Source organism: Stenotrophomonas sp. Iso1 (assembly GCF_027497995.1).
Classification (GTDB): Bacteria; Pseudomonadota; Gammaproteobacteria; order Xanthomonadales; family Xanthomonadaceae; genus Stenotrophomonas.
Genome location: NZ_JAODBT010000001.1, coordinates 950,705 through 963,457, shown reverse-complemented (window position 1 = coordinate 963,457; position 12,753 = coordinate 950,705). Strand labels below are relative to the sequence as shown.

Below are 12,753 nucleotides of genomic sequence, written 5' to 3'. Positions count from 1 at the left end.
GTACCCGATGCAAAGCGCGGCCCGCATCGCCGATACTGCCGGCTCCTGCGTGATGATTGGATGGTGTGATGGCGGAAATCCTGGTGCTGTACTACAGCCGTGGCGGTTCGGTGGCACGATTGGCCCGGCAGATCGCCCGGGGCATTGGCGAGGTCCCCGGCATGAGCGCGCGGCTGCGCACGGTGCCGCCGGTGGCCGCCGTTACCCAGACCAGCGCCCCGCCGGTCCCAGACGATGGCGCCCCCTATGTGGAAATCAGCGACCTGGCCGAATGCGACGGCATCGTGCTTGGCAGCCCAACCCGCTTCGGCAACATGGCCGCGCCGGTCAAACACTTCCTCGATGGGCTTGGCGCCGAATGGGTGAATGGCACGCTGGCTGGCAAGCCGGCGGCGGTATTCACCTCCACCGCATCGATGCACGGCGGCCAGGAATCCACCCTGCTGTCGATGCAGATCCCGCTGCTGCACCACGGTTGTCTGATCGTCGGTATCCCGTTCACCGAGCCGGCGCTCAGCCACACCACCACCGGGGGTACGCCCTACGGCGCCAGCCACGTGGCCGGTGCCCAGGATGACCCACAGCCCAGCGACGACGAAGCCCATCTGGCCCGCGTGCTGGGCCGGCGTGTGGCCGATATCGCCAAGCGGCTGGCGCAATGAGGTCGCGTGCGCGGGACGTCGTGCTCGGCCTTGCCTTGCTGCTGCTTGCCGCGCTTTACGCGTGGTGGTTCCGTAGCGACCGCCACCTGCCCGCGGTGCTGCTGGTGTTCGTGGCACCGCCATTGCTCCTGCTGGCCGGCGTGGCGCTACAGCGCGCGGCAGCCCGGTTCTGGGCGGGCGTATTGGCCCTGTTCTGGTTCAGCCACGGCGTGATGAGCGCTTGGGTACATCGCGACACTTTGCTGTATGCGGGGATCGAGATCGTCCTGGCGCTGCTGATCGTGGCGCTGGTCAGTGTGCCGGGCATGCGCGCACGGTTTGCGAACAAGCGTCGTCCGTGAACCTGGCCGGTAGAGCCGGGCCATGCTCGGTTCTACCGCGACTCTTCACTCACGCCTGCTGTCCCGCTTTATCATGCGCAGCATCGCGGCACAGCGCCGCACGCAGTCACCGCAAGGATTTACCGCAATGATGGAAGAACTCCTGGTCGTCACCACCGGCGGCACGATCGACAAGATCTACTTCGACGACAAATCCGATTACCAGATTGGCGACCCGCAGATCGGCATGATCCTGCGCGAACTGGGCGTCACCTTCCGCTTCAACGTGATCCCGATCCTGCGCAAGGATTCGCTGCACATCAGCGACGACGACCGTGAGCTGATCCGCGCCACCATTGCCGCCCAGCCCACCCGCCACGTGCTGGTGACGCACGGCACCGATTCGATGGTCGCCACCGGCAAAGTGCTGCAGACCATCCCGGACAAGACCATCGTGATGACCGGCGCGCTCAGCCCGGCCCGCTTCCGTGGCTCGGATGCGGAGTTCAACATCGGCTGTGCCATCGGCGCAGTGCAGTCGCTGCCGCCAGGCGTTTTCATCGCCATGAACGGCCGCATCTGGGACCCAACCCAGGTACGCAAGAACGTGGACGCCAATCGCTTCGAGGCAGTCTGAGTGGCCAAGGGCACCCGCGCCAACGCCGCGCTGGACAAGGCCGGGATCGCCCACGGGCTGCACGCTTACGACTATTCCGCCGATGTCGACAGCAAAGGCGTGGCCGCCGCGCAGGCACTGGGCATCGCGCCCGCACGGATGTTCAAGACCTTGATGGCGTGGGTGGACAAGCAACCGGTGATCGCGGTGATCCCCAGCGACCAGCGCCTGTCCCTGAAAAAGCTTGCCGCCAGTTGCAGCGGTAAGCACGCACAGATGATGGAAATACCCGAAGCCGAGCGTCGCAGCGGCTACAAGGTGGGCGGCATCAGTCCGTTCGCGCAGCAGCGCCCGGCCACCATTCTGTTCGCCGATGACGTGCAGCTGCATACCTCGGTCTACATCAACGCCGGTCAACGTGGCCTGCTGCTGGATATCGCCCCCGCCGATGCGTTGCACTTCCTGCAGGCGCGGTGTGCGGACATTCTTGAAGGTTGAGTTGGGAATCAGGTCGTGGATTAAGAAAGCCTGCGAGCGAATAGCGCTTCCCAAGACAACAGCGGCGCCGAAACGACGCCGCTGTTGCTACCGCGTCAGAACGTTACCGACCAACTGTTGATACGGCCGGTATCCCCACTGGCCTTGTCATTGACCCGCAACTTCCAGTTGCCGTTGAGCGCCTCACTGGACAGGTTCACGTTGAAGGTCTGCTTGATGTTGTCAGCGCTGCCGCCGGCATAGTTGCTCAGCACGTACACGCTGCCATCAGGCGCCACCAGATCCACCTTCAGATCTCCCTTCCAGGTGTGGCTGATATCCACCGCCACCGGCGTGGATGCCGGGGCATTTCCGCTGCGCCCTGAGACCGCGATGGCACTTTCGACCGTGGCGTTGTCCACGATATTCACACCCGTGGCATTGCTGTAGGTCTGTGAACCACCACCGCCGCCACCGGCTCCCCAACTGGCCTGCAGGCTCACCCCGGAAAACGCCGAGTAAGCCGACAGCATCACGTGGTACGTGCCCGCAACCGGCGTAGCGAAGCTGCAGCTCTCTGCGTTGCCGCTCTTGTAGGGCCGGCAATCATAGGTGGAGGTTGTGGGTTGGCTGCCGGCACGCACATACAGATCCGCATCACCGGTACCACCGGAGCTGGCAATGACCAGATTGGTCGCGCCAGCAGGCACCTGCACGGTGAAGAACTGCGTGCTACCCGTCGCACCGGACAATCCGGTCACCGGCACGCCATTGTTCAGACCACCGCCCGGGCCCGGCGGCGTGCCGCCGTTGACCGCATCAACGACCGCTTTCGCATTGAGGATGCCCGGACCGATGGTCTGAGAAGGCGTGGACGGAAATGCAGTCACATTTGCCTTGATCAATGCCTCCACCTGGGCCGGCGTTTTCGGTGTCGTTGCCTGCGCCTGAATCAAGGCCACGACGCCGGCAACATGCGGTGTCGCCATCGAGGTGCCGTTGTAGGACGCGTAGGTCTCCGTGCCCGGCGTGGTGGTGCCGGTATTGAGCGTGGACAGGATGCTGGAGCCCGGAGCGGCGATATCAATCAATGCACCGTAGTTGGAGAAGCTCGAACGTGCGCCCGTACTGGTGGTTGAAGCCACCGCAATCACATTGCTGCAATTGGCCGGCGAGGCATTGGAGACATTGGTGTTGTCGTTGCCGGCAGCGATGACCAAGGTGGTTCCGCGACTGACCGCACCGTTGATCGCGCTCTGTGTGGTCGCGCCACATGCACCGGAGCCGCCAAGGCTGAGGTTGATCACTTCAGCCGGATTGGCATTGGCCGGTACACCCGACACGGTGCCACCGGATGCCCAGACGATGGCATCGGCGATATCCGAGTCATAACCGCCGCAAGTACCCAGCACGCGTACCGGCACGATCTTGGCACCGTAGGCCACGCCTGCAACGCCCTTGGCATTGTTGGTCACCGCCGCGATGGTTCCCGCCACGTGGGTGCCGTGCCAACTCGAACTCTGCGCTGCATGGATGCCACCGCATTGGTTTGCCGTCACCCAGTCGCCCGGATCGCTGGGGTCGTTGTCGCGGCCATTGCCATCGTTGGACACCGTCGTGTCAGCAATGAAGTCGTAACCAGGCAGGATGTTGGCGTTCAGATCACTGTGATTGGTGATGCCGGTATCCAGCACCGCAACCACCGACCCAGCACCATTGGTCACATCCCACGCCTGGTTGGCCTTGATGCCGTATGTGCCCGAGTAACCCCATTGCTCGCTGTAGCGGGTGTCATTGGGTGTGAGGTTGATGGTGTTCAGGCGATCGACTTCGACGTACTCGACATTCGGATCTGCCGCCAGCTTGCGCATCAGCGTCTCGGCTTCCACACGATCCAAGGGTGCATCAACGCTCACTACATCCGGGCCGACAGCCAGGCGCCGGAGTCGCTGCACATTGAGCGCTTTGCCAGCACGCGCCGGCAGCACCCGCGATGCTGCGGACAGGCTCTGTTTCAGGGCGGTTTCGCCAGCCAGCTGGCGGCTGTCCTGCCGATATTTGACGATGAAGCGTTGATGCGTGGGCGCGGACTCCAGACCGGCCAGATGCACTTGACCGGCAAGGGCCGGCATACACAGGAGCAATGAAGACAGCGAAGCGGTGCCAACCACTACTACGAACCTACGGCCAAGCCTGCGGTGCGATTTGCGTGACATTGGTGAGCCCTTCTGCATAGGAGGATTGCCGCATTGCGCGGCATTGGGTCCCACCCGGGCTTCGGACGTTCATCGGGAGCCGCAACACGTATTGCCCGGGCAGAACTACCCGAACCAGTCCCCTGTTACCGATCCGTGGTCGGAGAGTAAATGCCGGATAAACCCCTGCCAAGAGCGTTTCAAAGGAAACTTTCGCTCATGCCAAATCCCCATAAGTGCCTGTTTCAAAACATAAATGCGATAAGCGTCACGAATCGTCAGGTATAAAAAAACCCATCCGGGCATACCGCCAGGATGGGTTTGAGAACCTTTGTTGTCTGCGCCGGCTTAACCGTCCAGGCGCACCAGCCAACCGTGGCGATCCGGCTGACGACCGTACTGGATATCGGTCAGCTCCTTGCGCAGCGACATGGTCACTTCACCGGCCGGCGCGCTCAGGTCGCCCACCGAGAAATCTTCGCCCTTCAGCTGGCCAATCGGAGTGATGACCGCAGCGGTGCCGCAGGCGAACACTTCGGTGATCTCGCCGGAGGTCACGCCCTGCTTCCACTCGTCGATGGTCACCTGACGCTCTTCCACGGTCATGCCACGGTCGCGTGCAAGCTGCAGCAGCGATTCACGGGTGATGCCTTCCAGAATGCTGCCCGACAGCGCCGGGGTAACCAGCGTATTGGTCTTGCCGTAGACCAGGAACACGTTCATGCCGCCCAGTTCTTCCAGGTACTTGCCCTCGATCGGGTCGAGGAACAACACCTGCGAGCACCCCTGCGCCTGTGCCTGCTGCTGCGGCAGCAGCGACGCAGCGTAGTTGCCGCCGCACTTGGCCGCACCGGTGCCGCCCTTGGCAGCACGCGCGTAATCAGTGGACAACCAGATCGCAACCGGTGCCACGCCCTTGGCGAAGTACGGGCCGGCCGGGCTGGCGATCACGTAATACGTGGCCTTGTGCGCGCCGCGCACGCCGAGGAAGGCTTCATCACCGATCATGAAGGGACGGAAATACAGGCTGGCTTCGTCGGCATCGGACACCCAGTCCTTGTCCAGTGCAACCAGTTGCTTGAGCGACTCTACAAAGATCTCGGCCGGCAGTTCCGGCAGCACCAGTCGGCGCGCGGAGCGCTGCAGACGCGCGGCATTGGCTTCCGGGCGGAAGGTCCAGATCGAACCGTCAGCGTGGCGGTACGCCTTGATGCCTTCAAAAATTTCCTGACCGTAGTGCAGCACAGCAGCGGCCGGGTCCAGCGAAATCGGGCCGTACGGCGTTACCGCCGCATCGTGCCAGCCGGTGTCCATGTCCCAGCGTACGGCCACCATGTGGTCGGTGAAATGCAAGCCGAAGCCCGGCTTCTCCAGAATCTTGGCGCGCTCATCGGCGCTGCGCGGGTTGGCCGAACGGGTGACATCGAAGCTGAGGGAAGACTGGGACACCGGATATTTCCTTCCAGATTGCGAGATGGGCACCGGTACCGAAATAGCCACCGGTTGATTGCGAGCCGGCTTCAGCGCCCTGCAGTTTTCCAGTCAACACCGGCACTGCAGGCGCGAGCCAACCGTTACAGCATGCCAGTTTCCAGGCGTGCCGCTTCGGACATCATGTGACGCCCCCACGGCGGGTCGAACACCAGGTCGACGTCGGCCTGGGCCACCGTCGGAATCATTTCCAGTTTGCTGCGCACGTCGTCAACCAGAATCTCGCCCATGCCGCAGCCGGGCGCGGTCAGCGTCATCTTGACGTCGACTTCGCGCTGGCCATCGTCCAGGTGCTTGATGTCCACTTCGTAGATCAGCCCCAGGTCAACGATGTTGAACGGGATTTCGGGGTCGAAACACGTCCGCAGCTGCTGCCAGACCAGCTTCTCGACATCCTCGTCGGCCGCGCCCTCGGGCAGTTCCAGCCCGGGTGGCGGCTCCTTGCCGATGGCATCGCCATCCTTCCCGGCGATACGGAACAGGTTGCCTTCGACGAACACGGTATAGCTGCCGCCCAATGCCTGGGTGATGTAGCCGTAACTGCCAGCGGGCAGGGTCACGCTATCGCCCTGCGGCACCATCACGGCCGGGCAATCACGCTCAAAATGGACGGGTTCACTGCTACGCGAATACATGTAGATCGATATGGGGACGCGGGGGCTGCCCGCAAGGTGCGTCATTTTATCCGACTGGGCGCCTCTCCCGCTGAAGGCGCTATGCTGCGTGACCTGTTTGGGAATACCCATGTCCTCTGTTTCTTCGTCGGCACGCTCCACCCATCACTGGCTTTGGCCATTACTGTTGCTGTTGGGGAGTATCACCATCACCGTCGCGTGGCTGCTGGCCGCGCTCGCCACCGGCACACAAGCTGGCTGGATGGCGGTACTGGCCGCGCTGGAAGCCGCATGGATGTTGCGTCTTGGCACATTCCGCGCCGGCTCGGCACGGGTCGCGGTCGCCATGGTGGCAACGCTGCTGATCGCCTTTGCCGCCAACTGGGCAATCGCCGCGGCATATATCGGTGGCCCGATGGGGCTCACTCCGTGGGAATCAGCGTTTCGTATGGGGCCGCATCTGGCCTGGACATTGCTGTCTCTGGCCAACGGTCTGGGCGAAGGTATCTGGCTGGTCATCGCCCTGCTGGTGGCCTGGCGCGCAGCGCGCTGAGAGCGCATTGCCCGTACGCGCCCCGTCGCAGATTTGTTGAAACAACCCCTCCCAGCTTCAGCGCAGTTAAGCGCAACGCGTCTGGTACACGGCGTATGCGCCCAAGCCCAAGCCACCAACGGCCCCAGGTGCGTGCGCTTACGGTGAGCGGTGGATTGGAGCGCGCTGGCCGGCCCTGTGGCCGTTCAATGTCACTCAAACCCATCCAGGGTAATTTTGGTTACACAAAATTTCACTGATGTGAAACCAAATGTCATTTTCGGCACACTTTTCTGTGTCGGAACGGCACATTCAATAGAGTTAAATATTCGTAATTTCTTGGCTCCCCTGCACCAACACTGCGGAGTCAAATGTGAGTATCCAGCCTCTGAGTCACGCAATTCGCCGCGCCCTGCTACCCATGTCCACCGCCGCGCTGGCGCTGGGAGCGGCCGGCAGCGTCCTCGCTCAGGACACCCCGCCCAAGGAAGAGGCCACAAATCTGGACCGCATTCAGGTCACCGGTTCGCGCATCAAGCGCGCCGACCTGGAAACCTCCAGCCCGGTTTTCACCATCGACCGTCAGAACATTGAAAGCTCCGGTGCCGCCACGGTCGGCGAATTCCTGCAACGCACTCCGGCCATCGCCGGTGCGGCCACCAACCCACAGGTCAACAATGGCGGCGGCGCAGGCGCGGCCACGGTCGATCTGCGCGGCCTGGGTGTAAACCGCTCGCTGGTACTGGTGGATGGCAAGCGCTGGATCGGCACCATCTCCAACGCCAACGGTGCAGTGGACGTGAACTCCATCCCGATGGCGCTGATTGAACGTGTTGAAGTGCTGAAGGACGGCGCTTCGGCCATCTACGGCTCCGATGCCATCGGCGGCGTGGTCAACTTCATCCTGCGCAAGGATTTCGAGGGTCTTGAGGCCAGTGCTTTCTACGGCACCTCCTCGCGCGGCGATGCATCCACGCAACGCTTTGATGCCACTTTCGGCATGATCGGTGACCGCGGCCGGATGATGCTCGGCGCCAGCTACGACAAGGAAGATTCGGTCAGCGCCGCTGATCGCAGCTATTCCAGCCAGCCCTACCAGCTGTATGCCGGCGAACACGGCATCGGTGGTACCAGCCGCATCCTGACCGGCCGCTACGTGGTGCCGCGCGCATCAGCCACCGGCGTTGACCTGACCGACCCCAACTGCGGCAACGGCGCGAATGTAACGCTCACGCGTATTGATGGCCGTCCAGGTAGCTCGCAATCCGACTTCCGTTGTTTCAATGCAAACACCGACACCTACAACTTCCAGGCCGACGGCAACCTCAACCTGACGCCGCAGGAACGCACCGCGTTGTTCCTGAGTGGCAATTACCAGCTCACCGACAACATCGAAGCCTTCATGCTCGGTTCGTGGCTGCGCACTGAGTCTTCGTTCTTCATCGCGCCATTGCCGTTCGACGGTCGCGCAGCGGTGGACAACGTGCCAATCAGCAAGGACAGCATTTACAACCCGTTCGGCGTGGACATCACCGACGCGCGTTTGCGTCTGCGTGATTTCATCCCCACCCGCACCACCCGCTTTGAAACCGAGACCTACCAGATCACCGGCGGGCTCCGCGGTGTGTTCGGTGACAGCAGCTGGAGTTGGGACGCCTCGTATGGCTACGGCCGCACGCCGCAGTCCTCGGCAGTCCGCGGGTACCTGTACAGCCCGGGCCTGACCGATGCACTCGGGCCGTCAATGATCGACCCGGCTACCGGCAACCCCATCTGCGTACGCACCCCGGGCAACGCGGCAACCGCCATCGCCGGCTGCTTGCCGGTCAACTTCCTCGGGCCGGCGCCGGATGCAAGCACCCCGGCCGGGCAGGCACAGCTGGCCGCGCTGGAGTTGATCAACCCGACCATTCACAGCAGCAACGAGAATGACCTGAAGGTCTTCAATGCCAACGTCACCGGCGACTTGTTCAGCCTGCCGGCCGGCGCAGTCTCGTTGGCCGTCGGCGTGGAACGCCGGGTGGAATCAGCCAGCTCCAGCAGTGATTTCCTGACCATCATCCCGCCGGGTGAAACGGTCTGCCTGATCACCCAGGAAGCCTGTACGTTCGGTGATATCTCCGGCAAATTCGACGTCAATGAAATCTATGCCGAAGCATTGATCCCCTTGTTGGCCGACATGCCGTTTGCCGAGAAACTCAACGTTTCGCTGGGCACGCGTTATTCGGACTACTCCAACTTCGGTGGTACCACCAATTCCAAGATCGGCGTGGAATGGAAGCCATTCTCCGACCTATTGGTACGCGCCACCTACGCCGACGTGTTCCGCGCGCCGACCATCGGCGACTTGTACTCGCCCACGGTCCCCAGTGCCAGCACCTATACCGATCCCTGCAATGGCTATACCGGCGGCAATCCGACCGCCTGCGCTGGCGTACCAACCGACGGCTCGTTCCGCCAGAGCAACAACCAGGTGACGTCGTTCCAGGTCGCCAATTCCGCACTGGTACCAGAAGAGGGTGACGTACTGACCTACGGCTTCGTCTACAGCCCCAGCTGGTTGGAAGGCTTCAGCGTCACCGCCGACTATTGGCGCGTGAAGCTGGAGAAGTTCATCACCAATCTGCCGGAGAACGTGTTGCTCAACCAGTGCTTCAACTTCGGCCGCTTCTGCGACACCTTTGTTCGTGACGACGCGGGTGATGTCGCACAGATGACCAACATCACCGGCAACTTCGGCACGTTGGAAACCTCCGGCATGGATCTGGGCTTCCGCTACATGTTCCCGGAAAACGCATGGGGCAAGTTCAGCTGGAACCTGGACACCACCTACCTGGCGCAGTACGACGTGCAGTTGCTGGCGGGCGACCCCAGCAGCAATGTCGGCGCGTTCCCCGGCATACCGGAGAGCACCGGACTGGCCGGCACGTTCGTCGACAATGCCTCTTCGGGCTTCGGCAACATGGCCCGCTGGCGTGCGCTCAACGACCTGAGCTGGTCGCGTGGCAACCTCAGCGCCAGCCTGACCACGCGCTACGTGCACCATGTGTACGAAGCGCCGGACGTGGCCGACGTGACCGACCCGGGCTATGTAGCCAAGCGTCGGGTGCCCTCCTTCACCCAAACCGATTTCCAGATCGGCTACCGCTTCGAGGATCTGAAGAACAGCTCCATCCAGATCGGCGTGCGCAACCTTACTGACCGCCAGCCGCCGTTGATCTATTCTGGCTTCAACGCCTCGACGGACATGCGGACCTACGATGCAATCGGCCGTTACTACTGGATGCGCTGGACTGCCCGCTTCTGAACTTGAGTCAGCACCAACTGCATCCGTCGCGGCACCTGCCGCGGCGGATGTTCAGGGCAATGACCTGCGCCACTACATCCGCACCTACGACGACAGCCTGCCACCCGACCTGTGCAGCAAACTGATCGGATCCTTCGATACGCTTGAGCGCTTCCAGCAACGCAATGGGCGCGGCGTACGTGCCGGACTGGAAGACAGCGCCTGGACCGAGTTGGATGTCAGCAAACTCTCCGACGCTGGTTTTCTAGCTTTCTTCCGGCAGCTGATCAGCCAGTCACTGCAGCGTTACAACACCGATGTCGGCCTGCCCATCGCGGTACCTGACAGCCCGCTGCTGAGTCCGTTGATCCTCAAGCGCTACCGCGCGGGTGATGAGGAAAAATTCCAGACGCACTTCGACGCGATCAACGAAGTCTGTGATCGTTACCTGGTGTTTCTCTGGTACTTGAACGATGTCGATGACGGCGGGCAAACCTGGTTTCCGGGTTTGCAGACCGGCGTTGCGCCGCGTGCCGGGCGACTGCTGATGTTTCCGCCGTATTGGATGTACGCACACCAGGGACAGCCATCGCCCCGCCAGGACAAGTACATCCTGTCCACGTATCTACGCTTCCCTCAGCGTCACTCCACTCCGTAGCCGTAGCGCTGCAGCCACGGTGCCAGCGTGGCCAGCGTTTCGTCGTTGAAGTGCGCGCGATAGCGCTTCCAGCGATCAACTGCGCCGGCATTGATCGGTTGAATCACCTGCGCGTAACTGGGTGTATTGATGCGCCGCATGCGTGCCGCCGAAGCATGATGCGACGCCAGCTGCGCCTGCTCCACGGACAAGGATAGAAACGCCATCAGGGCTTCCAGCTCCGCTACCGGCGCCTGCACCAGATCCTCGTAGCGCAGCACATGCACCCGTGCTGGCACATGCATGCGCTGCGTGTCCCACCAGGACATCACCGCCGCGTAGGTATGGGCGGTGGAGTCCAGTGATGCAAATGCGAGCGCGCCGCCATTCATGCCGAACGCCTGCATATGGCAACTCAACACGCAGTCGCAGGGATGACGCAGCAGCAGTACCCATTGCGCCTGCGGAAACAGCCGCGCCACGTAAGGCAGCCGCGTCATCGTCAGCGGATACTTGTCGACCAAGCGACCGTTCGGCTGCAGGTAGCGCCGCACCTGTCGCCAATAAACATCCCGAGCGTGGGTGATCTGCGCTGGCGTCAGCATTGCCAGCGATTCGTCCAAGTCCCCGTCGTTCCACCGGGGCAAGCCACGCAGGAATTCGATGGCAACTTCCAGCGCTGGCCGTTCATCCAGCACATCCAACTGACGATGACCGTCAAGCATGCGTTCCAGCAGCGTCGTACCTGAGCGTGGAAAGCCCACCAGAAAGATGGGATCTACGGGCTGCACATCCTCAACTGGGACGTTCCATGCCTCGGGTGCCCGGGCCTGCATGCGTTGCTGCAACCAACCGAGGACTGCGGGTGGCTCGTTGTCGGGCATGCGCTCCAGGAACGCCTTGCCTGATGCGCCATGCGCGAGTGCCAACGCCGCCATCGCCTCATCGGCTGCACCACATGCGTCGTGGCATTTGGCCTGTTCGAACCGCAGCTGTGCCTGCATCGCCAATGGCATGGGCGGTGATAAAGCCGGCAGCAGATGCGCCAGTGCCTGCTCCACCTGTCCTTGTCGACGCAGCACCCGCGCGGAGGCCAGCGCCCCCATGCCACCCGTATCGGAAGTGACCATGCGCAGTACGTTGGCGGCGTCATCGATGCGATTGAGCCGCTCAAGCAACAATGCAAGACGCACGCGGGATTCATCGTCCGCAGGCATCGCTGCCAGCAGCCGCTGATAGAGCACAAGCGCATGCTCATCGCTGCCCGCCTGTGCCCATAGCCAAGCCAACGCGCGCTGCTGGTCAATATTCAAAGCGGCCGCATCGACGCCCACAAGACACTGCGCCAATTCATCGAACCGCTCCAACTCCGACAGCGACTGCGCATACGCCAGTCGCACATCAGCCGCTTCCGGTTCGCGCGCGAATGCTTTCGCCAACACGGTATGCGCATCCACAAAACGCCGCAGTCCCAGCCACGCAAGCCCCTGCCCCAGCAGCGCGGCAACATCCTCACCTGCCAAGCTGCGTGCATGCTGAAAAGCGTGGTCGGCGCCGGCAGGATCGCCACACTCCAGACAAGCATTGCCCAGATTGATCCACGCCTCGGGAGCTTGCGGCTGCCGCTGCGCGGCGATGTCGAACAATGCGCGAGCCGGTTCCGTTTTTCCTTGTTGCGCCAAGGCCAGTGCCAACAACTGGATCGCTGCAACGTCATCTGGCGTAACCGCCATTACACGCTTGATCAACGCTTCCGCTTCTTTGGCTTGCCCGCGTTGGAGCAGTTCCAGCGCCTGATCAAGTTGAACCTGAGTCACTGCCATGCCCTCTTCAGTTACAGAAGAAATAATCACCGCGAAATCGCAACAACGGACTATCGGAATGCAAGTTCAGGTACGTCCATCACACCCGTGTGTGATCAGC

Annotated in this window: 10 protein-coding genes and 2 pseudogenes; 7 read left to right on the top strand and 5 right to left on the bottom strand. The window is 62.3% G+C overall.

Annotation, left to right across the window (positions count from 1 at the left end):
- Nucleotides 1–68 precede the first annotated feature (68 nt).
- The 4 genes from wrbA (at nt 69) to PAN08_RS03940 (ending at nt 2,096) form a co-directional block, all read left to right on the top strand.
- Nucleotides 69–662, top strand: coding sequence for an NAD(P)H:quinone oxidoreductase (gene wrbA / locus PAN08_RS03955; RefSeq protein WP_057633191.1), 594 nt, complete (start codon nt 69–71; stop codon nt 660–662).
- Nucleotides 659–1,003 carry a DUF2069 domain-containing protein gene (locus PAN08_RS03950; RefSeq protein ID WP_269790231.1) on the top strand — a complete coding sequence of 115 codons (345 nt, stop codon included), beginning with the start codon at nt 659–661 and terminating at the stop codon, nt 1,001–1,003. Before wrbA ends, PAN08_RS03950 begins: the two co-directional genes overlap by 4 nt.
- A 130-nt stretch (nt 1,004–1,133) precedes the next feature.
- Nucleotides 1,134–1,619, top strand: coding sequence for an asparaginase domain-containing protein (locus PAN08_RS03945; protein WP_269791162.1), 486 nt, complete (start codon nt 1,134–1,136; stop codon nt 1,617–1,619).
- Nucleotides 1,620–2,096, top strand: coding sequence for an aminoacyl-tRNA deacylase (locus PAN08_RS03940; protein WP_269790230.1), 477 nt, complete (start codon nt 1,620–1,622; stop codon nt 2,094–2,096).
- Nucleotides 2,097–2,191: 95 nt separating this feature from the next.
- On the opposite strand, the pseudogene PAN08_RS03935 reads toward PAN08_RS03940, so the two are convergent.
- From PAN08_RS03935 to sufT, 4 genes and pseudogenes are all read right to left on the bottom strand, one after another.
- A pseudogene (locus PAN08_RS03935) lies at nt 2,192–2,413 on the bottom strand (proprotein convertase P-domain-containing protein); the annotation flags it as partial.
- 144 nt (nt 2,414–2,557) lie between these two features.
- Nucleotides 2,558–4,291 (bottom strand): annotated as a pseudogene (locus PAN08_RS03930) (S8 family peptidase); the annotation flags it as partial.
- A 327-nt stretch (nt 4,292–4,618) separates the two neighbouring features.
- Nucleotides 4,619–5,719 (bottom strand): branched-chain amino acid aminotransferase, encoded by a 1,101-nt coding sequence (locus tag PAN08_RS03925; RefSeq protein ID WP_269790229.1) that lies wholly within the window; start codon nt 5,717–5,719, stop codon nt 4,619–4,621.
- Between the two features lie 125 nt (nt 5,720–5,844).
- Complete coding sequence (gene sufT, locus PAN08_RS03920) at nt 5,845–6,396, bottom strand: putative Fe-S cluster assembly protein SufT (RefSeq protein WP_269790228.1); 552 nt, start codon at nt 6,394–6,396, stop codon at nt 5,845–5,847.
- Between the two features lie 109 nt (nt 6,397–6,505).
- Here sufT and PAN08_RS03915 point away from each other — a divergent pair, with 109 nt between their 5' ends.
- The 3 genes from PAN08_RS03915 (at nt 6,506) to PAN08_RS03905 (ending at nt 10,851) form a co-directional block, all read left to right on the top strand.
- The gene (locus PAN08_RS03915; protein ID WP_269790227.1) at nt 6,506–6,928 is read left to right on the top strand and encodes a hypothetical protein; all 423 of its coding nucleotides are present in this window, start codon (nt 6,506–6,508) and stop codon (nt 6,926–6,928) included.
- Between the two features lie 352 nt (nt 6,929–7,280).
- Nucleotides 7,281–10,214, top strand: a complete 2,934-nt coding sequence (locus PAN08_RS03910; protein ID WP_269790226.1) for a TonB-dependent receptor — start codon at nt 7,281–7,283, stop codon at nt 10,212–10,214.
- On the top strand, nt 10,168–10,851 hold the full coding sequence (locus tag PAN08_RS03905) for a 2OG-Fe(II) oxygenase (RefSeq protein WP_269790225.1): 684 nt from the start codon (nt 10,168–10,170) through the stop codon (nt 10,849–10,851). The genes PAN08_RS03910 and PAN08_RS03905 overlap by 47 nt, the downstream gene beginning before the upstream one ends.
- On the opposite strand, the gene PAN08_RS03900 is transcribed toward PAN08_RS03905, so the two are convergent.
- Nucleotides 10,836–12,653, bottom strand: coding sequence for a tetratricopeptide repeat-containing sulfotransferase family protein (locus tag PAN08_RS03900; protein ID WP_269790224.1), 1,818 nt, complete (start codon nt 12,651–12,653; stop codon nt 10,836–10,838). The genes PAN08_RS03905 and PAN08_RS03900 overlap by 16 nt on opposite strands.
- Nucleotides 12,654–12,753: the final 100 nt, after the last annotated feature.

Coding starts and splice junctions, on each gene's coding strand:
- PAN08_RS03945 (WP_269791162.1), top strand. CDS start 1,134: ATGGAAGAACTCCTGGTCGTCACCACCGGCGGCACGATCGACAAGATC.
- PAN08_RS03905 (WP_269790225.1), top strand. CDS start 10,168: ATGCAATCGGCCGTTACTACTGGATGCGCTGGACTGCCCGCTTCTGAA.
- PAN08_RS03900 (WP_269790224.1), bottom strand. CDS start 12,653: ATGGCAGTGACTCAGGTTCAACTTGATCAGGCGCTGGAACTGCTCCAA.
- wrbA (WP_057633191.1), top strand. CDS start 69: ATGGCGGAAATCCTGGTGCTGTACTACAGCCGTGGCGGTTCGGTGGCA.
- sufT (WP_269790228.1), bottom strand. CDS start 6,396: ATGTATTCGCGTAGCAGTGAACCCGTCCATTTTGAGCGTGATTGCCCG.
- PAN08_RS03915 (WP_269790227.1), top strand. CDS start 6,506: ATGTCCTCTGTTTCTTCGTCGGCACGCTCCACCCATCACTGGCTTTGG.
- PAN08_RS03950 (WP_269790231.1), top strand. CDS start 659: ATGAGGTCGCGTGCGCGGGACGTCGTGCTCGGCCTTGCCTTGCTGCTG.